The 19,710-nt window shown below is 70.6% G+C and carries 14 protein-coding genes; 10 read left to right on the forward strand and 4 right to left on the reverse strand.

The genetic code is table 11. From position 1 onward, the window contains the following. Positions 1–26: 26 nt before the first annotated feature. From AB0M83_RS08090 to AB0M83_RS08105, 4 genes are all read right to left on the reverse strand, one after another. Entirely contained in the window at positions 27–1,091 is a 1,065-nt protein-coding gene (locus AB0M83_RS08090) for a 2-oxoacid:ferredoxin oxidoreductase subunit beta (RefSeq protein WP_364514248.1), read from the reverse strand. After that, on the reverse strand, positions 1,088–3,013 hold the full coding sequence (locus tag AB0M83_RS08095) for a 2-oxoacid:acceptor oxidoreductase subunit alpha (protein WP_364514251.1): 1,926 nt from the start codon (positions 3,011–3,013) through the stop codon (positions 1,088–1,090). The genes AB0M83_RS08090 and AB0M83_RS08095 overlap by 4 nt, the downstream gene beginning before the upstream one ends. Positions 3,014–3,275: 262 nt before the next feature. Further along, the gene (locus AB0M83_RS08100; protein WP_364514253.1) at positions 3,276–4,031 is read right to left on the reverse strand and encodes an enoyl-CoA hydratase; all 756 of its coding nucleotides are present in this window, start codon (positions 4,029–4,031) and stop codon (positions 3,276–3,278) included. A 425-nt stretch (positions 4,032–4,456) separates the two neighbouring features. Beyond that, the gene (locus tag AB0M83_RS08105; RefSeq protein ID WP_033261465.1) at positions 4,457–4,903 is read right to left on the reverse strand and encodes an Lrp/AsnC family transcriptional regulator; all 447 of its coding nucleotides are present in this window, start codon (positions 4,901–4,903) and stop codon (positions 4,457–4,459) included. Positions 4,904–4,977: 74 nt separating this feature from the next. On the opposite strand from AB0M83_RS08105, the gene ddaH reads away from it, so the two are divergent. The 10 genes from ddaH (at position 4,978) to AB0M83_RS08155 (ending at position 19,706) form a co-directional block, all read left to right on the forward strand. After that, positions 4,978–5,814 (forward strand): dimethylargininase, encoded by an 837-nt coding sequence (gene ddaH, locus AB0M83_RS08110; protein WP_364514255.1) that lies wholly within the window; start codon positions 4,978–4,980, stop codon positions 5,812–5,814. A gap of 80 nt (positions 5,815–5,894) precedes the next feature. Next, positions 5,895–6,554: a polysaccharide deacetylase family protein gene (locus tag AB0M83_RS08115; RefSeq protein ID WP_364514257.1), complete on the forward strand. Its 660-nt coding sequence runs from the start codon at positions 5,895–5,897 to the stop codon at positions 6,552–6,554. Positions 6,555–6,772: 218 nt separating this feature from the next. Then, complete coding sequence (locus tag AB0M83_RS08120; protein WP_364514260.1) at positions 6,773–7,468, forward strand: glycoside hydrolase family 75 protein; 696 nt, start codon at positions 6,773–6,775, stop codon at positions 7,466–7,468. Positions 7,469–7,756: 288 nt separating this feature from the next. Next, the gene (locus AB0M83_RS08125; RefSeq protein ID WP_364514262.1) at positions 7,757–9,067 is read left to right on the forward strand and encodes a nucleotide sugar dehydrogenase; all 1,311 of its coding nucleotides are present in this window, start codon (positions 7,757–7,759) and stop codon (positions 9,065–9,067) included. Then, positions 9,057–10,238 (forward strand): glycosyltransferase family 4 protein, encoded by a 1,182-nt coding sequence (locus AB0M83_RS08130; RefSeq protein WP_364514265.1) that lies wholly within the window; start codon positions 9,057–9,059, stop codon positions 10,236–10,238. Before AB0M83_RS08125 ends, AB0M83_RS08130 begins: the two co-directional genes overlap by 11 nt. 109 nt (positions 10,239–10,347) lie before the next feature. Then, the gene (locus AB0M83_RS08135; RefSeq protein ID WP_364514268.1) at positions 10,348–11,706 is read left to right on the forward strand and encodes an exopolysaccharide biosynthesis protein; all 1,359 of its coding nucleotides are present in this window, start codon (positions 10,348–10,350) and stop codon (positions 11,704–11,706) included. After that, positions 11,703–13,583, forward strand: a complete 1,881-nt coding sequence (locus AB0M83_RS08140; RefSeq protein WP_364514271.1) for a Wzz/FepE/Etk N-terminal domain-containing protein — start codon at positions 11,703–11,705, stop codon at positions 13,581–13,583. The genes AB0M83_RS08135 and AB0M83_RS08140 overlap by 4 nt, the downstream gene beginning before the upstream one ends. 36 nt (positions 13,584–13,619) lie before the next feature. After that, entirely contained in the window at positions 13,620–15,530 is a 1,911-nt protein-coding gene (asnB, locus tag AB0M83_RS08145; RefSeq protein ID WP_364514273.1) for an asparagine synthase (glutamine-hydrolyzing), read from the forward strand. Continuing rightward, entirely contained in the window at positions 15,527–17,704 is a 2,178-nt protein-coding gene (locus tag AB0M83_RS08150; protein ID WP_364514276.1) for a bi-domain-containing oxidoreductase, read from the forward strand. Before asnB ends, AB0M83_RS08150 begins: the two co-directional genes overlap by 4 nt. 52 nt (positions 17,705–17,756) lie before the next feature. Beyond that, positions 17,757–19,706: an alginate lyase family protein gene (locus AB0M83_RS08155; RefSeq protein WP_364514279.1), complete on the forward strand. Its 1,950-nt coding sequence runs from the start codon at positions 17,757–17,759 to the stop codon at positions 19,704–19,706. Positions 19,707–19,710 lie beyond the last annotated feature (4 nt).

The raw sequence follows: 19,710 nt of genomic DNA on the forward strand, positions 1-19,710 counted from the left end.
AGGCCTTCACGGACCTCGAAAGCGGGTTACGCGACCGTCCAGGTGTCCTTGCCGCGCAGCAGGGCCTGCAGGTCGGGCGTGCGGGCCGCGCGGGCCTGCTCGACCTGGGCGCGGGCGCCGTCGTCGTACGTCGGGCGCTCGACCTGGCGGAGGATGCCCGTCGGGACGTGGTTGAGGCTCTGGTCGCCGAGGCGAGACAGCGCGAACGCGTACGACGTGTCGACGATCGACGGGTCGTGCACCACGACGTTGTCCTCGCCGATGTCCGCGACCTTCGCGACGTCCAGGCCGCCCCAGTCGCCGCGCTTGACGCCGAACTCCTGGTTGGGGCCGAAGCGGATCGGCTCGCCCGCCCGCAGCGGGATCAGCCGGGCGGCAGCTTCGTCGGCGTCCTTGAGGACGTCGAACGCGCCGTCGTTGAAGATCGGGCAGTTCTGGTAGATCTCCACCAGCGCCGACCCGCGGTGCTGCGCCGCCGCCTGCAGGACCTCGGTGAGGCCCTTGCGGTCGGAGTCCATCGCCCGGCCCACGAACGACGCCTCCGCGCCGATCGCCAGCGACAGCGGGTTGAACGGCGTGTCCACCGACCCCATCGGCGTCGACTTCGTGACCATGCCCTGGCCCGACGTCGGGGAGTACTGGCCCTTGGTCAGCCCGTAGATCCGGTTGTTGAACAGCAGGATCTTGATGTTCACGTTGCGCCGCAACGCGTGGATCAGGTGGTTACCGCCGATGGACAGCGCGTCGCCGTCACCGGTGACGACCCACACCGACAGGTCCGGGCGCGTGGTCGCGAGCCCGGTCGCGATCGACGGCGCGCGGCCGTGGATCGAGTGCATGCCGTACGTGTTGAGGTAGTACGGGAACCGCGACGAGCAGCCGATGCCCGAGATGAAGACGATGTTCTCGCGCTTGAGGCCGAGCGTGGGCAAGAAGGACTGGACCGCGTTGAGCACGACGTAGTCGCCGCACCCCGGGCACCAGCGGACTTCCTGATCGGACTTGTAGTCCTTGGCCTTCTGTGGCTCTTCGGTGGTGGGCACGAGGTCCAGGCCACCGATGGCCGGGAGCCCGATGTCGATCGCGGTCATTTCGCCGCCTCCGTAGTAACGCCGGTGATGATCTCCGAGAAAAGGTTCTGCAGCTCTTCGGCCTTGAACGCCATCCCGGCGACCTTCGTGTGCGAGTGGACGTCCACGAGGTACTTCGCGCGCAGCAGCAGCGACAGCTGCCCCAGGTTCATCTCCGGCACGACGACCTTGTCGTAGCTGCGCAGGATGTCGCCGAGGTTGGCCGGCAGCGGGTTGAGGTGGCGCAGGTGGGCCTGCGCGATCGGCATCCCGAGCTTGCGCACCCGGCGGCACGCCGCACCGATCGGGCCGAACGAGCTGCCCCAGCCCAGCGCGAGCACGCGGGCCTTGCCGCCGCTCGGGTCATCGACGACCAGGTCGGGGACGTCGATGCCGTCGATCTTCGCCTGCCGCAGCCGGACCATCTTGTCGTGGTTGTCCGGGTCGTAGGAGATGTGGCCGGTCTTGTCGGCCTTCTCCAGCCCGCCGATGCGGTGCTGCAGCCCCGGCGTGCCCGGGACGGCCCACGCGCGGGCGAGCGTCTCGGGGTCGCGCACGTACGGCCAGAACTCGCCGGAATCGTTGTCGGCGTTGGGTTCCGACGCGAACTCGACGTGCAGGTCGGGCAGCGTCTCGACGTCCGGGATCAGCCACGGCTCGGAGCCGTTGGCGATCGCGCCGTCCGAGAGCAGCAGCACCGGGGTGCGGTACTTCAGCGCGATCCGGGTGGCCTCGACGGCCGCGTCGAAGCAGTCCGCGGGGGACAGCGGCGCGACGATCGGGACCGGGGACTCGCCGTTGCGGCCGAACATCGCCTGCAGCAGGTCGGCCTGCTCGGTCTTGGTCGGCAGGCCGGTGGACGGGCCACCGCGCTGGACGTCGATGACGACCAGCGGCAGTTCCACCATCACGCCGAGGCCGACGGCCTCCGACTTCAGCGCGACGCCCGGCCCGGACGTCGAGGTGACGCCGAGTGCGCCGCCGTAGGACGCGCCGAGGGCGGCGCCGATGCCGGCGATCTCGTCCTCGGCCTGGAAGGTGATGATGCCGAAGTTCTTGTGCTTGGACAGCTCGTGGAGGATGTCCGACGCCGGCGTGATCGGGTACGTCCCGAGCAGGATCTGCAGGCCCGAGCGCTGCCCGGCGGCCACGAGCCCGTAGGCGAGCGCGGTGTTGCCGGTGATCTGGCGGTAGGTGCCCTGCTTCAGCTTCGCCGGCGCGACCTGGAACGTCGTCGCGAACGACTCGGTCGTCTCGCCGTAGTTCCACCCCGCCCGGAAGGCCAGGATGTTGGCCTCGGCGATGTCCGGCTTCTTGGCGAACTTCTCGCGCAGGAACTGCTCGGTGCCGTCGGTGGGCCGGTGGTACATCCACGACAGCAGGCCGAGCGCGAACATGTTCTTGCAGCGCTCGGCGTCCTTCTTGCCGAGGCCGGTCTCGGCGAGCGCGCCCTGGGTCAGGGTCGACATGGCGACCCGGTGGACCTGGTAGGCCGCGAGCGTGTCGTCTTCCAGCGGGTCGGCCGCGTAGCCGACCTTCGTCAGGTTGCGCTTGATGAAGTCGTCGGTGTTGAGGATGATCGTCCCGCCGTGCGGGACGTCGCCGAGGTTGGCCTTGAGCGCGGCCGGGTTCATCGCGACCAGCACGTCCGGGCGGTCGCCGGGGGTGAGGATGTCGTAGTCGGCGAAGTGGACCTGGAAGCTCGATACACCGGGAATGGTGCCCTGCGGGGCACGGATCTCGGCGGGGAAGTTCGGCATCGTCGACAGGTCGTTGCCGAACGCGGCGGCCTCGGAGGTGAAGCGGTCGCCGGTCAGCTGCATACCGTCACCCGAGTCGCCCGCGAACCGGATCACGACCCGGTCCAGCTTGCTGATCTCGGTGTGCCTGGTCGCGGCGAGCGAGCCGTGACCAGCGCCGTTGCCGTTCGCACTCGTGCTCATGGGTCAGGGATTCCCTCTCTCCCGACGTTGCGGCCATCGGTCACCTGCCCGGTGTCGTGACAGGCGGATCACCAGGCCCTACCACGAGGTTAGCTCGCGTCCGACCACGATGTTCCTAGACTCCCGCCGTCCGGAACGACCTCATTACTGCGCTACCGCTTCTTCTGTGCTGGTCCGACAAATATGTGTGACCGATGGTAACGGGTAAACCCCTGTCCTCGCTGTGACTCGGGTCTCGCCTAGGGGTGTCCACGTGCTGGGATCAGGAATGGGACCGGATCCGCGCCCGCAGGGCCTCGAGCCGCTCGGCGAACTCCGGCGAGGCCAGCGACGCGAGCTGCGGCTCGATCTCGACGTCGACGGCGTCGGCGTGCGCGGCCAGCGAGGCGGTGGCCCGGAGGCTGCGCTTGGTGGCCAGGAGCGCCTCGCGCGGCGCGGCGACAGCCGGGGCGGCGAGCTCTTTCGCGGCGGCGACGAGGTCGCCTTCGACCACCTTGAGTGCCAGCCCGGCGCGTACGGCGGCTTCGGCGTCGAGCGGCTGCCCGAACAAGGTCATCGCCGCGGCCTGCTGCGGGCCGGCCAGCCGCTGCGTCATCCAGGTCATGCCGCCGCCGGGGTGCAGCCCGAGTTCGAGGAACCGGGCGACGAACTTAGCGCGCGGCCCGGCGATGCGGACGTCGGCGGCGAGGGCGAGGTTCAGCCCGGCCCCGACGGCGGCGCCCCCGACCGCGGCGATGGTCGGCAGCGCGCACCGCGCGACGGCGAGGAAGCCCTCGTAGATGGCACGCAGGCCGGCTTCGTCGGCGCTGCCGAGCGCGGTCAGGTCGGCCCCGGCGCAGAACGCGGGCAGCGTGCCGGTGACGACGACGGCGTGGACGTCTTCGTCCTGTTCCGCGGCTTCGACGGCGGCGGCGAGCTGGGCGGAGAGGTCGAGGGTGAGCGCGTTGCGGCTGCCGGGGGCGTCGACGGTCAGCAGCGCGATGCCGCCGGCGTGCTCGCTGACGATGCTGTCGGTCATCCGGCCAGGGTATTGGTGGTGCGTGAGGGGCACGGTCCTGGCGGCGCTGGACCTGCCCGAGCTGTCCGGCGGACGTCGTCGGCGCGCTGCGGTCGACCGACAGGTGGTGACGTTCCCCGCGGGCGGGCGGCCGGGGCGGCGGCCGCATCCGGGTGAAGCGCCGCTGGTGCTGCGGACGGGCGCTCGTGAGGGGCCCTCCGGAGCTGAGGGCGGGCCTCCGGCCCCCGGTGTCCAGCGTATCGGCGGGGGCCGACAGTTTTGCGATCTCGCGGGCTGGGGCTCGTGGACCTGTACACAGACGCTCCGACCCTGTGGACAAGTGCCCGGTACCTGTGCACAGCTGCCCCGGGCCTGTGGACAACTCCGCGCACCCGGCCGAAACCGTCGGTCCCCGCCGATAAGCTGGAAGACGGGGGCCGGAGGCCTCACTGCTCCGGCGTCGGCGGCCTCTCGAGCAGCCGCGAAAGCACCACCGTCGACACCGTCCGGTCCACGATCTCCAGCCCGCGCAGCCGCTCCAGTGCCGTCTCCAGGTGGTGGATGTCCGCCGCCCGCAGGTGGACGATCGCGTCCGCTGCCCCCGACACCGTGTACGCCGCCACCACCTCCGGCAAGGGCTCCAACCGCGCGCGGATGCGGGCCGGGGTGATGTTGCCCTGGCACGTGACCTCGACGAACGCCTCCGTTCCCCAGCCCAAGGCCTCCGGGTCGACCACCGCTGTGAACCCGCGCAGGATGCCCGTCTCCAGCAGCCGGTCGACCCGTCGCTTCACCGCCGGGGCGGACAGGCCGACCACTTTGCCGATCTCCGCGTAGCTCGAGCGCGCGTTGGCCACGAGGCACGAAACGATTCGCTGGTCGATGGTGTTCACACGCAACACTTAGCACAGATATGCGCAGCGAACAGCGATTGATTGCGAGTTTAGGCGCGCCTTACCCTGCAATCATGCAGGCGATGCGCGTACCGACCACCCGTCGATACCTGATGTGCCCCCCGCGCCACTTCGCGGTGGACTACGTGATCAACCCCTGGATGGACCCGACCCAGCCGGTCAGCGCCGACGTCGCCGTCGCGCAGTGGACCGAGCTGCGTGACACCTACCGCCGCCTCGGCCACACCGTCGAGGAGATCGACCCCCAGCCCGGCCTGCCCGACATGGTCTTCGCCGCGAACTCCGGCACCGTCGTCGACGGCCGCGTCCTCGGCTCGCGGTTCCGCGCGCCGCAGCGGGCCGCCGAGGCCGAGCACTTCCGCCGCTGGTTCGTCGAGCACGGCTACCGCGACATCACCATGCCGGAGAAGATCAACGAGGCCGAGGGCGACTTCGCCTGGACCGGCACGCTGCTGCTGGCCGGCACCGGCTTCCGCACCGACCCGGCCGCGCACGCCGAGGCGCAGGAGGTCCTCGGTGTCCCGGTCGTCTCGCTGCACCTGATCGACCCGCGCTACTACCACCTCGACACGGCGCTGTTCGTGCTCGCCGAAGCGACGGACACGACACGCGCGCAGATCGTCTACTACCCGGAGGCGTTCTCGGCCGGGTCGCGCCGCGTGCTGGAGCGGCTCTTCCCGGACGCCGTGCTCGCGACGCGGGAAGACGCCGAGTGCTTCGGCCTCAACGGCGTGTCCGATGGCCGCAATGTCGTCCTCCCCGTCGAGGCCACCCGGTTGGGTGAACTCCTCGCCGATCGGGGGTACGAGCCGGTGTACGTCGACATCTCTGAGCTGCGGAAAGCCGGCGGCGGCCCGAAGTGCTGCACGCTGGAAATCCGGAAGGGCTGATTTTCCGGAAAACCTGTAACTCACCCGTTTGCCATGGCGATTAATCGAAGTAACAAATCGACTACTCGCGGTGGCAGGCGGTGGGAGCGGTGACGGTGAACCTCGCCCTGCACGGGATCGGGCGGCCGGCTCGGCAGCTCGACCCCGGCGAGGACGAACGCTGGGTGACGGTCGAGCAGTTCGAGCAGGTGCTGGAGGTCGTCGCCGAGCGCGACGACGTCCACCTCACCTTCGACGACGGCAACGAGTCCGACGTCGAGGTCGCCCTGCCGCGGCTGGTCGACCGCGGGCTGACGGCGGAGTTCTTCCCGCTCGCCGGCCGCCTCGGTCAGCGCGGCTACCTCGACCGCGCCGGCGTGCGCGAGCTGGCGCGCGCGGGCATGGAGATCGGCTCGCACGGCTGGGAGCCGCGCGACTGGCGCCGCCTCGACGACCGCCACGCCCGTCGCGAGCTGACGGAGGCGCCGAAGCTCCTCGGCGCTCTGTGCGGCCGCCCGGTGTGCCGGTTTTCGCTGCCGTTCGGTGCGTACGACCGGCAGGTGCTGGCCCGGCTGCGGCAGGCGGGTGCGACGCGGGTGTACACGAGCGACGGCGGCGCGGCGAGCCACGACGGATGGCTGCAGGCGCGCACGGAGCTCCGGCACGACGTCGACGGCGAATGGCTGGACGACGTGCTCGTCGCCGGGCGCCGGCGGGGCGGGAACTGGGTGAGCCGGCTGTTCCGGCGCCCCGCTCGCTGACGCCGTGCCGGCTTTCGCCGGGGCAGGCGTCTTCCCGGTGATCGGCACAGGGCCGAAACCGATTTCGGGGGCCGCCTCCCGGTGAGCAGCGTTTTCGTCAAGGCCGGACGCATGATGGGAAATTCCCGCACCGTCAGGTCTTGTCCCCGCCTTCGTCCCGGGTGCATCCTGGTCGCCTCGCCGCCGTAAGGAAAGTTTCCTAACTAAAGGGAGCACCAATGCGGAGACTCATCCTGCTCGCGACCATGGCGCTCGCCGCGGCCGTGATGCCGTCGGCCCTCGCGTCAGCGGCGCAAGCCCCGGCCGCGGCGCCGGCCACCACCGCGGCCGCCCCGACCGCGGCCCAGCTGCTCGCCAAGACGAACAGCTGCAAGCAGATATCCAACGGCAAGTACAAGACCGACGAAGACGTCTCGAGCAAGACCGTCGCCGTCTGCGACGCCAACGGCGCCGTGTTCTGGAAAGCCGACATGGACATCGACTGCGACGGCCAGCGCTCCACGCAGTGCAACGAGGACACCGACTGCTGCTACCAGGACGACACGGCGTTCCACCAGTCCGACGGCAAACCGCTCAACGCCGCGAAGCTGCCCTACATCGTCGTGCCGAGCTCCAGCAGCATCTGGAAGTACTCGTCGTCGCAGCTGAAGGGCGGCGGCTCCTGCGCGGTGATCTACAACGGCAAGGTCGAGTACGCGGTCATCGGCGACACCGGGCCGAGCCAGATCATCGGGGAAGCCTCCTACGCCACCGCGAAGGACCTCGGGATCAACCCCGACCCGTCCAACGGCGGCACCGACTCCGGGGTGACGTACATCTGCTTCAAGAACTCGACGGTCTCGCCGATCGAGAACCACTCCGCCGCGACGAGCAAGGGCGAAAGCCTCGCCACGACCTTCGTGAACAACAACTGAATTACGCGTTCCGGGGCCGATCCGCATCTGACGGGGTCGGCCCCGGCTGCTGTGCTGGGGACCTACGCGCCGGAACGGAAACGCCTGTTCGGGACCCGCTGACCGGAACCGCGCCGACCGCGTTGCCCACCCACTGCAACATGCACATCCGAGACCTTCTTTTTACCGGGAAACCGTTACGTCTGACGGCCGTCTCACGCATTACCCCGTTCGCCGCCCCCACGGTAACGATCCAGGGGGGCCCGCCGACCAACTCATGGGTCGCGTGGGAAAAGCGGAGGTTTTGGCGTGAAGATCAGTGTCTTCGGGCTCGGTTACGTCGGTTGTGTCTCCGCCGCGTGCCTGGCGGGGCAAGGACACCGGGTGGTCGGCGTGGACGTCAACCCGGTCAAGATCGACCTCATCACCCAGGGCAAGGCCCCGGTGGTCGAGGAGCGGATCGGCGAGCTGACCGCCGAAGTCGTCGCGAGTGGCGCGCTGAGAGCCACGACCGACGTCGCGGAAGCCGTCGCGGACAGTGAGATTTCGCTGGTTTGCGTCGGCACGCCGTCGGCGCCGAACGGCAGCCTCTCGACCGTCTTCCTCGAGCGCGTCGCCGAGGAGATCGGCGAAGCGATCGCGAACAAGAGCGAGCGGCACACCGTCGTCTTCCGCAGCACGATGCTGCCCGGCACCTGCCTGGACCTGCTGGTCCCGATCTTGGAGAAGGCTTCGGGCCGCACGGCCGGCGTCGACTTCGGCGTCGCGGTGAACCCCGAGTTCCTGCGCGAGGGCACCAGCGTCCGCGACTTCTTCGACCCGCCGAAGACCGTGATCGGCGAGATCGACGCGGTCAGCGGCGACGCCGTCGCGGCGCTGTACGAAGGCCTGCCCGGTCCCGTCTTCCGCGTGCCGATCCCGGTGGCGGAGATGACGAAGTACGCCGACAACTCCTTCCACGGTCTGAAAATCGGGTTCGCGAACGAGCTCGGCGCGGTCTGCCGGGCGCTCGGCCTCGACTCGCACCAGGTGATCGACGTCTTCCTCGCCGACACCAAGCTCAACATCAGCCCGGCCTACCTCAAGCCCGGCTTCGCGTTCGGTGGCTCCTGCCTGCCGAAGGACCTGCGCGGGCTGGTCTACGCCGCGCACCGCGCCGACGTCAGCGTGCCGATCCTGTCGCACGTGCTCGCGTCCAACGCCGACCACCTGCAGCGCGCGTTCGACCTCGTCGCGCGCACCGGCAAGCGCAAGGTCGGGCTGTTCGGGCTGTCGTTCAAGCCGGGCACCGACGACCTGCGCGAGTCCCCGCTGGTCGAGCTGGCCGAGAAGCTGCTCGGCAAGGGCTTCGACCTCAAGATCTACGACGCCAACGTCAGCCTGTCGCGGCTGATGGGCGCCAACCGCGAATACATCGAGAGCCGGCTGCCGCACCTCGGCCAGCTGCTCGCCGCGTCCGTCGAAGAAGTCATGGACCACGCCGACGTCCTGCTCGTCGGCACCAAGGACCCGGACGTGCTGGCGGCCCTGCCGCACGACCGCGTGATCGTCGACCTCGTCCGCCTGCCCGACGCCGAGACGCGTCGCCTTGAAGAGGGATACGCCGGCCTTGCCTGGTAAAGCGCTCATCCTCGTCGAAAACCTGTCCGTTCCCTTCGACCGGCGGGTCTGGCAGGAGTCCACGACCCTGCGCGACGCCGGCTGGGAAGTCCACGTGATCTGCCCGCAGGGCACCAAGCGCGACACCGAGGCCGAAGCCGTCGTCGACGGCGTCCACATCCACCGGTACCCGCTGAAGGCGGCGACCGGCGGGCCCGCCGGCTACCTGCAGGAGTACGGCACCGCGCTGTGGCACACGCTGCGGCTGGCGCGCAAGATCGGGCCGGTCGACGTCGTGCACGCGTGCAACCCGCCGGACCTGCTGTACCTGGTCGCGAAGGTGCTGAAGCGCCAGGGCGCGCGGTTCATCTTCGACCAGCACGACCTCTGCCCCGAGCTGTACCTCTCGCGGTTCGACCGCGGGCAGGACCTCCTGTACCGCGGGGTCTGCGCGCTCGAACGGGCCACCTACCGCGCCGCCGACGTCGTGATTTCGACGAACGAGAGCTACAAGCAGGTCGCGCGGATCCGCGGCGGCAAGAAGCCCGAGGACGTCTTCGTGGTGCGCAGCGCCCCGGTCGTCGAGCGGTTCCACGAGGTGCCCGTCGAGCCCGAGCTGAAGAAGGGCAAGCCCTTCATGCTCGCCTACCTCGGCGTGATGGGCCCGCAGGACGGCGTCGACTACGCCCTGCGCGCGCTCGCGAAGCTGCGCGACGAGATCGGGCGCACCGACTGGCACGCGGTGTTCGTCGGCTCCGGCGACGCCTTCGACGAGATGGTCGCGCTCTCGGCCAAGCTCGGGCTGGCCAACCAGGTCGAATTCACCGGCCGGATCCCCGACGAGGACCTGGTCCGCTACCTCTCCACCGCCGACGTCTGCCTGTCGCCGGACCCGCTCAACCCGCTCAACGACGTCTCCACGATGAACAAGGTCATGGAGTACATGGCGATGAGCAAGCCGATCGTCTCGTTCGAACTGCGCGAAGCGCGGGTGTCGGCGGGCGACGCGGCGGTCTACGCCCCGGCGAACGACGAGTCGGCGTTCGCGAAGCTCGTCTCGCAGCTGCTCGACGACCCCGAAGAGCGGGTCCGGATGGGCAAGCTCGGCCAGGCCAGGGTGGCCGGCGCGCTCTCGTGGGAGAACTCGGCGAAGAACCTTCTCGCCGCGTATGAGCACGCTGTGAAGTCTTGATCGCCGTTAGGTCAAGAAGTCACCGGACGTGTAACCAAAGCTTCCGGCTCGACGACGGATCGGGTAACCGGCCGATCGACTGACTCTGTTCGGCGTACCCGTCTCAGGAATGGAGATACCGCCGTTGACTGACGACACGGTGCGCCTGGCCCTGATCGGGCAGGTCCTCAGAAGGCGCTGGCGGCTGCTGGTCGCCCTCGCCGTGCTGGGTGCGGCGGTCGGTGCCGGCGCGTCGGCGCTGTTCTCGCCCGGCTACCAGACCTCGTCGAGCGTGCTGCTGCAAGGACCGCGTCAGGCGGACGAGCTGCTCACCCAGGCCGAGGTCGCGACCAGCTCGGTCGTCCTCGACCGCGCCGCGGCCGTGCTGGCCTGGCGCCCGAGCGGCGCGGACCTGAAGAAGCAGGTCACGACTTCGGTGACGAACGGCAACGTCGTGACGATCACCGTCTCGGCCGACACCGCCGAGCACGCCCAGCAGCTCGCCGACCAGGTCGCGCAGCAGTTCGTCAAGTACTCCGGGCAGCTGGCCAGCAACTCCGCGGACGCGTCGGTGCAGCTGGCCCAGGAGCAGCGCGAGACGCTGCGCACGCAGGTCAAGCTGACCACGGAGAAGATCAGCGACATCGCCAAGGCGGTCGGCGGTGACCTGACCGTGGAGAGCGTCCAGGTCCGCACCCAGCTCGAAGGCCTGCGGTCGTCGCTGGAGCAGGCCATCAACGACCTGAACCAGGCCGACCTCGCGACCGGCGTCGGCAACACCGTGGTGCTGGGGTCGTCCGAGCGCCCGACCGGGCCGGCCGCTCCGACGTTGCTGCAGCTCGCCGCCGGGGGCGCGGTCCTCTTCTTCCTCATCGGCGTGTTCGGCCACCTGTTCGCCGCGCGCGCCGACCGGCGGCTGCGGGGCGAACCGGAGATCGCCTCGGCGCTCGGCTCGCCGATCCTGGCCGGCGTCGACGTCACGACGCCGCAGGGCGACCGCCTCCCGGCGACCGGCCTCTACGGCAAGCTGCGGCGGCTGCTCGGCGGCGACCGGCCGTGGCTGCTGCCGCCCTTCGCGACCTCGGCCGACGCGGTCAACCGCGACATCCGCTACCGCCGCGTGCTGGCCCGGCTGGCCACCGGCCCCGCCGACGTCCTGCTGCTGGTGGCCGACGACGACGAAACCGGCAAGCTGGCCGCCGGGCAGCTCGCCGAGCTGGCCGACCGGCTGTCCTTGCCGCTGCGGATCTTCGAGTTCGCGCCCGGCCGGCCGACGGTGCCGGACGCCGGCCCCGACGCCGGTGTCCTGGTGGTGCTCAGCGCCGGCTCCCGCACCGCGTGGGAGCTCGTCCGGCTCGCCGAAGCCTGCGCCGACGCAAGCCAGGAGATCGTCGGCGCCGTCCTCACCCATCCCGTCCGGCCGTCCGAGCCGGAAGCCGAACCCGTGGCGGAAGACGCCCCCGAGAAAGCCCTGGCAGGTTCGGCGTGAGCACACCCACGGAAACCGCCCCGCTGCTCGACCTCCAGCGGCTCTTCGTCGCGATCCGCCGTCGCAAGCGGCTCTGGCTGGCCACCGGGCTGCTCGGCCTGATCGCCGGGGCGCTGGTGGCGATCGTGCTGCCCGCGCCGCCGACCGCGGTCACCAAGGTGATCGTGGTCCACCAGGACGACTCGCCGACCGACAGCGGCACGCTGATGCGCACCGACGTCGCCGTGCTGTCGACGACCCGGATCGCCGAAGGCGCGCTGAAGAAGCTCAACAGCACCGAGTCGCCCGAAGAGTTCATGAAGAACTACGCGGGGCTGCCTGTGACGAACAACGTCATGCAGATCACCGTCAAGGCGAAGACCACCGAAGAGGCCGTGGCGCAGGCGCAGGCGCTGGCCGACACGTTCATCGCCGACCACGTCCAGCGCAGCCAGGCCGCGGCGGCCGCGCAGTCCAAGGCCATCCTCGACCAGCGGAAGAACGCCCAGGACGAGCTGACCAAGGTCGACGAGCAGATCGCCGACGAGACCGGCAAGGGCCGCAACGCCAACGCCAGCACCCTTGAAGGCCTCTACGGCCGCCGCGCGGCGCTCGCGTCGCAGATCTCCGACTTCGACTCCCGCGCCCAGCAGGCCGGCATCGGCAGCCCGCAGGTCGCCGCGGGCACCCAGATCGTCGACACGCCCCGCGCGCTGCCGAAGGCGTTCCTCAAGACCACCGCGACCAACGCCGGGATCGGGTTCGCGCTCGGCTTGGTGCTGGGGCTCGCGTTCGCCGCCGTCGGCGCGGTTTCGCGCGACCGGCCGGTGCTGCGTCGCGAGATCTCCACGCACCTCGGCGCCTCCGTCATCGCCCAGCTCGCGTCGAAGCGCCGGGGCCCGGCGCGGCTCTGGTCCCGCTCGCGGGCGGTCACCGAACGCAAGCGCGTCGCCACGACGCTGGTCCGCGCGATCAAGAAGGACCGTCGCGAGGTCTCGCTGCTGGAACTCGGCGCACCGCAGGTCGCGGCGGCACTGGCCGTCGACATCGCCCGTGAGCTGGGGGCGGACGGCGAGGTGAGCGTCATCGACGATCTGCCGGGCGCCGCCGTCAGTACGCTGGCCGGCGAAGCCCACGACGTGACCGTGATCTCGGCCGCCGCGCCCGCCGCCAAGCCGGGGGAGCGCCGGATCGGCGTCGGCTCGGTGTCCCCGGGCACGGCGTGGACCGACCTGGAGCACCTCGGCCAGGAGACCGTGCTGGTCGTCAAGGCCGGGCACGCGAACACGCTGTGGCTGCACACCGTGGCGCGCCAGCTCGCCGACCAGCAGATCCCGATCGTCGGCGTGGTGCTGGTCGACCCGGACCCGCGCGACAAGACCGACGGCACGCTGTGGGACGGCCTGCACACGGCGCTGCGCGGCCGCGCCAAGGCACCCGCGGTGCACCGCGTCTCGGTGGTCGAGAACCAGGACCACATCGACGAACTGGCCGCTCGCATCGCCGAGCGCGTCGCGGTCGCGGAGCCGCCGACGCGGCGGATCGCGCCGGTCCGGCCGGTCGCCCCGCCCCCACTGGCCAAGCCCCCTGTGCCGCTGCCGGAACCCGGCAAGGTCAGCGTCCCGGACCACCTGGACGCGCCGACCAAGAAGTTCGCCCCGGTCAAGCCGCCGAAGCGGCCGACGCCGTTCAAGCGTGACCACGGCGAACCGGCGCACAAAGGCGAACTGAACGCCGAGCTCGAGCCAGAGAAGAGCGCTGTGACAAACGGGGCTCCGCCCCGAGCCGGGGGCTTCGCCACCCAGACCCCCGAAAAGAGCGCTGTGACAAACGGGGCTCTGCCCCGAGCCGGGGGCTTCGCCACCCAGACCCCCGAAAAGAGCGCGGAGGTCTCCTGACCACCGCGCGCCGCTACCGAAGGGGACCCACTCGAGATGTGCGGCATCGCAGGCACTTATCTCTGGCCGGACGGCGGACCGCTGACCGACCGGCTGACCAAGACCCTGGCCCACCGCGGACCGGACGGCTCCGGCCGTTACGACCACGCCGTCGGTGCGGGCTCGGTCCACCTGGGGCACCGGCGACTGTCGATCATCGACCTGTCCGAGACCGGCGCCCAGCCGATGGTCCTCGACGGTCTGGCGCTGAGCTACAACGGCGAGCTGTACAACGCCCCGGAGCTGCGGGCCGAGCTTTCCGCGGCCGGCGTCCGGTTCCGCGGGACGTCCGACACCGAGGTGCTGCTGCAGGCGTGGCGGCGCTGGGGCACGGACTGCCTGCCGAAGCTGCGCGGGATGTTCGCCTTCGCGATGTTCGAAGAAGGCACCGGCGAGCTGTTCCTGGTCCGCGACCAGCTGGGCATCAAGCCGCTGTTCTTCGTGCCGCGGGCCGGCGGGGTCGCCTTCGCCTCCGAGCTGAAGGCGCTGGCCGGTGAGCTGGGCGGGTCGCTGCAGGTCGACAACGCCGCGCTGATCGCGTCGCTGCTCTACTACTGGGTGCCGGACAGCCGCTGCGCCTACCAGGGCGCGGAGAAGCTGCAGCCGGGCACGTGGCTGCGCTGCCGTCCGGACGGTCAGCTCGACCGAGGCCGGTTCTGGTCGCTGCGGGAGGTCGCCGAGGAGGGCGCGGCCTTCGACGGCGAAGTCGACCTCCACGAGGTGATCTCGGAGTCGACCGCCAAGCACCTGCTCTCCGACGTCCCGGTCGCGACGTTCCTCTCGGGTGGGCTGGACTCCAGCTACCTGACGGCGCTGGCCGCACGCTCGCAGCCCGGCATCTCCGCCTACACCATCGGGTTCCGCGCCGAGGACGCCAAGTTCGAGGCGATGCCGGACGACCTCAAGTACGCCCGGATCGTGGCGCAGAAGTTCGGCGTCGACCTGCACGAGATCGAGATCGCGCCGCAGGTGCTCGACCTGCTGCCGAAGATGATCCACCACCTCGACGAGCCGATCGGCGACCCGGCGGCGATCAACTCCTTCCTGATCTGCTCGGCCGCCCGCGAGGCGGGCGTCAAGGTGATGCTGTCCGGGATGGGGGCCGACGAGCTGTTCGCCGGCTACCGCAAGCACCTCGCGAACCTGATCGCGCTGCGCTACCACAAGGTGCCCGGTGCCGTCCGGCGGCCGGTCGAGTCCATTGTGGACCGGCTGCCGGTGGCGTCGGCCAAACGCGGGTACCGGTCGGTGCGGTTCGCCAAGCGGTTCCTGTCGTTCGCGGGCCTGCCCGAGGAGACGGCGTTCCGGCGCAGCTACACGATGTACGACCAGGCCGAGCTGCTTTCGCTGGTGAACCCGGATTTCGCGCCCGAGGTCGAGGACGTCCTGACCGAGCACGCGGACACGTACAACGACCAGGCGCTCGACGACTTCGTCAACCGCATGTGCCTGGCCGACTCGCGGATGTTCCTGCCCGGCCTGAACCTGACCTACACCGACCGTTCGACGATGGCGGCGTCCACCGAGGTGCGGACGCCGTTCGTCGACGTCGAGGTCGTGCGCGCCGCCTTCAAGATCCCGGGCAGCAAGAAGATCGTCGGCCGCGCGGGCAAGGTCGCGCTGAAGAACGCGGCGCTGAACATCCTGCCCAGCGAGATCGTGCACCGGCCGAAGGGCCTGTTCAGCGCGCCGCTGCGAGCGTGGATGAGCCGCGACCTGGCGCCGCTCGTGCGCGAAGTCGTCAACGAAGGGGTGCTCGTTTCCTCGGGATTTCTGCAGCGGGAGGCGCTGCAGCGCATGGTCGCCGAGGACGCCGCCGGCCAGGAGGACCGCGGCAAGCACCTCTGGCACGTCTTGACTCTTGAGTATTGGTACCGGAACGCGATGTCTGGAGCGGGAGCGAAGTGAAGCAGGTAGTCCAGAACTACAAGAGCGGGGAACTGGCGCTCCTCGAGGTCCCCGAACCCGCCTGCAAGCCCGGCGGCGTGCTGGTGCGGACGGTGTACTCGCTGATCTCGACCGGCACCGAGATGATGAAGGTGTCCGAGGCCAGCCTGTCCCTGGTCGGCAAGGCGAAGGCCCGGCCCGACCAGGTCGCGAAGGTCATGCAGAGCGTCGCCACCAACGGCCTCTCGGCGACCTACCGCAAGGTGACGTCCAAACTGGACTCCTACACCCCGCTCGGCTACTCGCTGTGCGGCATCGTCGAGCAGGTCGGCGACGGCATCACCGACGTCGCGGTCGGCGACCTCGTCGCCTGCGCGGGCAACGAGCACGCACTGCACTCCGAGCTGAACTGGGTGCCCAAGAACCTCTACTCGCGCGTCCCGGCCGGCGTCGACCCCCGACACGCGGCGTTCGGCACCGTCGGGTCGATCGCCATGCAGGGCGTCCGCCGCGGCGAGCCGCAGATCGGCGACGTCGCCCTGGTCATCGGGCTCGGCCTGATCGGGCAGCTCGTGGTGCAGCTGCTGACGTCGTCCGGCGTGCGCGTCGTCGGCGTCGACCCCGACCCGGAACGCTGCAAGCTCGCCGAGAGCCTCGGCGCGCTGACCTGCGCGCACCCGGCGTCCGGCATCGTCGACACCGCCGTGGACGAGCTGACCCACGGCGCGGGCGTCGACCAGACCTACCTCGCCGCGGGCGGCAACACGAACGACCCGGTGGAGCTGGCCGCGAAGCTGTCGCGCGACCGCGGCCGGGTCATCGACATCGGCAAGTGCAAGCTCGACTTGCCGTGGAACGCCTACTACGAGAAGGAACTGGACGTCCGGTTCTCCCGCTCGTACGGCCCGGGCCGCTACGACCCGTCGTACGAGCTCGAAGGCCGCGACTACCCGATCGGCCAGGTCCGCTGGACCGAGCGCCGCAACCTCGAGTGCGTGCTCGACCTGATCGCACGCGACCGCCTCGACGTCGAGCCGCTGATCACGCACGTCTCGGACTTCTCCGACGCGGTTTCGACGTACCAGGCGCTGAACGAGGGGTCGCTCAAGGCGGTGGTGGTGCTGTTCCGCTACCCGGATGCGGTCGCTCGCACGGAGCCCGTGGTCACGTCCGCCCGGGTCGGGCTGATCGAGCACAAGGCCGCCCCGCTGCCGGCCGGGCAGCCCGTGCGGCTGGGCTTCATCGGCGCGGGCAACTACGCGTCGTCGATGCTGCTGCCGCACCTGACCGAGCGTGCGGATGTGCAGCTCAAGCATGTCGCCACGACGTCGGCTCTTTCGGGCGCCAACGCGAAGCGCAAGTTCGGCTTCGCTTCGGCGTCGACGGACATCGACAACGTCCTCGGCGACTCGTCCATCGACGCCGTCTTCGTCGTGACGAGGCACAGCTCGCACGCCGAGCTGACCCGCCAGGCGCTGCTGGCGGGCAAGTCGGTGTTCGTCGAGAAGCCGCTGGCGTTGTCCGCTGCCGAGCTGCAGAAGGTCCTCGACGCGATCGAGGAGTCCGGCAACGACCGCCTGCAGGTCGGCTTCAACCGCCGGTTCGCGCCGCTGCTGCACGAGGCCCGCGGCCAGTTCGGCCCGCGCGTCGGCCCGGCGACGGTCCGGTACCTGGTCAACGCCGGCCGCCTCGACCACGGCAGCTGGTACAACCAGACCGCCACCGAGGGCTCCCGCTTCGCCGGCGAGGGCGGGCACTTCATCGACACGGTGAGCTGGCTGCTCGACGCCGACCCGGTGTCGGTGTACGCCACCGGCGACGTCCAGGTGACGCTCGGCTACCCGGACGGCTCGACGGCCGTCATCACCTACGCGGAGACCGGCTCGTCCGGCTTTCCGAAGGAGACGCTCGACCTCACGGCCGACGGCAAGGTCCTGAAGTTCGACGACTTTGTGCGCGCGTCGGTGTACTCGCGCAAGAAGTGGGCCAGCTCCCGGATCCCGAAGGGCCGCGACAAGGGCCAGGCCGCCGAGGTCGACGCGTTCCTGACGGCGGTGCGAACGGGCGGCCCGATGCCGATCCCGGTCACTTCGCTGGCCGCGACGACGTTGGCCACGCTCGCGGCACAGGCAAGCGTCTCGAACGCGGCGCCGGTCCGCATCGAGCTGCCGGGCAAGGCGGGGGTCCAGGCGTGACGTGCGTGGCGCGGGGCGCACTCGAGCTGCCGCGGAAGGCAGGTGCCGGATCATGATGAGTCCCGGCTGGTACCTGCGCCGGCTGTCCCGGATGGGGCCGGCCGAGGTCGTCGGCCGTGCCCGGCATGCCGTCGTCCAGCGGCAGTGGCGGACCGCACTGCCCACGCCGCCCGACTGGCCGGCGCACCCGCGGTTCACCGCCGCGCTGCCGGAAGGCGTGCTGGGAAAGGTGCCCGGCGAGGCCGTCAAGCGGCTGCTGGCCACCGCCGACGAGCTGATGGCCGGCCGCGCCGAGTACTTCGGCGTGGTCCGTACCGACCTGGAGTCGCCGGACTGGTTCGTCGACCCGAAGACCGGCCGCCGCGCGCCTTCGGACGTGTACGCCTTCGACGTGCCGTACCGGTCGGAGGACACGGTCGGCGACATCAAGCAGATCTGGGAACCGTCGCGCCACCAGCACCTCACCGTGCTGGCCGCGGCGTACGCCCTGACCGGCGACTCGGGCTACGCCGCGCGCGCCGCCGCCCACCTGCGCTCGTGGTGGGCCGAGAACCCGCCGCTGCGGGGGCCGCACTGGGTGAGCGGCATCGAACTCGGCATCCGGCTGCTGTCGTGGGTCTGGACGCGCCGCCTGCTCGACGGCTGGGCCGGCGCCGGAGAGCTGTTCGAAGACAACCCGGACTTCCAGCTGCAGCTGTGGCACCACCAGAACTGGCTTTCGACGCTGCGCAGCCACGGCTCGTCGGCGAACAACCACGTCATCGCCGAGGACGCTGGGCTGCTGGCCGCGGCGTGCGCGTTCGGCTGGTTCCCGGAGTCGCCGCGCTGGCGGACCGAGGCGATGCGCTCGCTGGACGTCCAGCTGGGCCGCAACACCTTCGCTTCGGGGCTGAACGCCGAACTGGCGTCCGAGTACCACGGCCTGGTCCTGGAGCTCGGGCTCGCGGCGGCGGTGGAGGCCGACGCGGCGGGCACGCCGGTGCCCGATTCGACGTGGAACGTCCTGCTCCGGATGACCGACGCCCTGGCGTCCATTGTGGACAACCGGCTCCGGCCGCCGCGGCAGGGCGACGCCGACGACGGCTTCGGCCTGATCGTCGACGGTCTCGAGACGGATCGCTGGGCGTCGCTGCTGGCGACCGGCGAGGCGCTGTTCGGCCGCCTCGGCTGGTGGCCGCCGATCCCGGGCGAAGACGTCCGCACGCCGCTGCTGGCTTCGTTGGCGTCCCGGACTCCTCGTGCTTCGGGCGTCCGTGCTGCCCGCCGTCCCGCGCACCTGCGGGACGCGGGCATGACGATCCTGCGGTCGGGCCGGATCTGGGCCCGCTGCGACGGCGGTCCCCACGGCTTCCTGTCGATCGCCGCGCACGCCCACGCCGACGCGCTGTCGGTGGAGGTCCGCCACGACGGCGTCGACGTCCTGGCCGACCCGGGCACCTTCTGCTACCACGGCGAGCCGCGGTGGCGGTCGTACTTCCGGTCGACGCTCGGCCACAACACCCTCGAACTCGCCGGGACCGACCAGTCGGTGTCCGGCGGGCCGTTCCTGTGGACGCGGCACGCGGTCACGAAGGTGCTCGACGTGCGCACCCCCGACGAGGGCCCGTCCCGCTGGACGGCGGCCCACGACGGCTACGCACCCGCGGTCCACCGTCGCACGGTCGATCTCGACGGCGACGTGCTGAAGATCGTCGACGAAGTGCTCGGCGACACCCGCCCCGCCGCGCGCCTGGCGTTCCACCTGGGCCCGGCGGTCACCGTCCGGATCGAGGGGAACGTCGCCCACCTGCGCTGGCCGGGCATCGCCGCCGGCGCCGTGGCCCCGGTGCACACCGCCGTCATGGAACTGCCGCCCGAGTTGTCGTGGGCGGCCCATCGCGGTGAGCTCGACCCACCCCTCGGCTGGTACTCCGCGGGCTTCGGCCGCAAGGAGCCGTCGACCACCCTCGTCGGCTCCGGCACCCCCGGACAACACCTCGCCACCCTGCTCCGCTTCAGTTAGGACC

Origin of the sequence: Amycolatopsis sp. NPDC051106, assembly GCF_040682775.1 — a bacterium.
In the GTDB taxonomy this organism is placed as follows: Bacteria; Actinomycetota; Actinomycetes; order Mycobacteriales; family Pseudonocardiaceae; genus Amycolatopsis.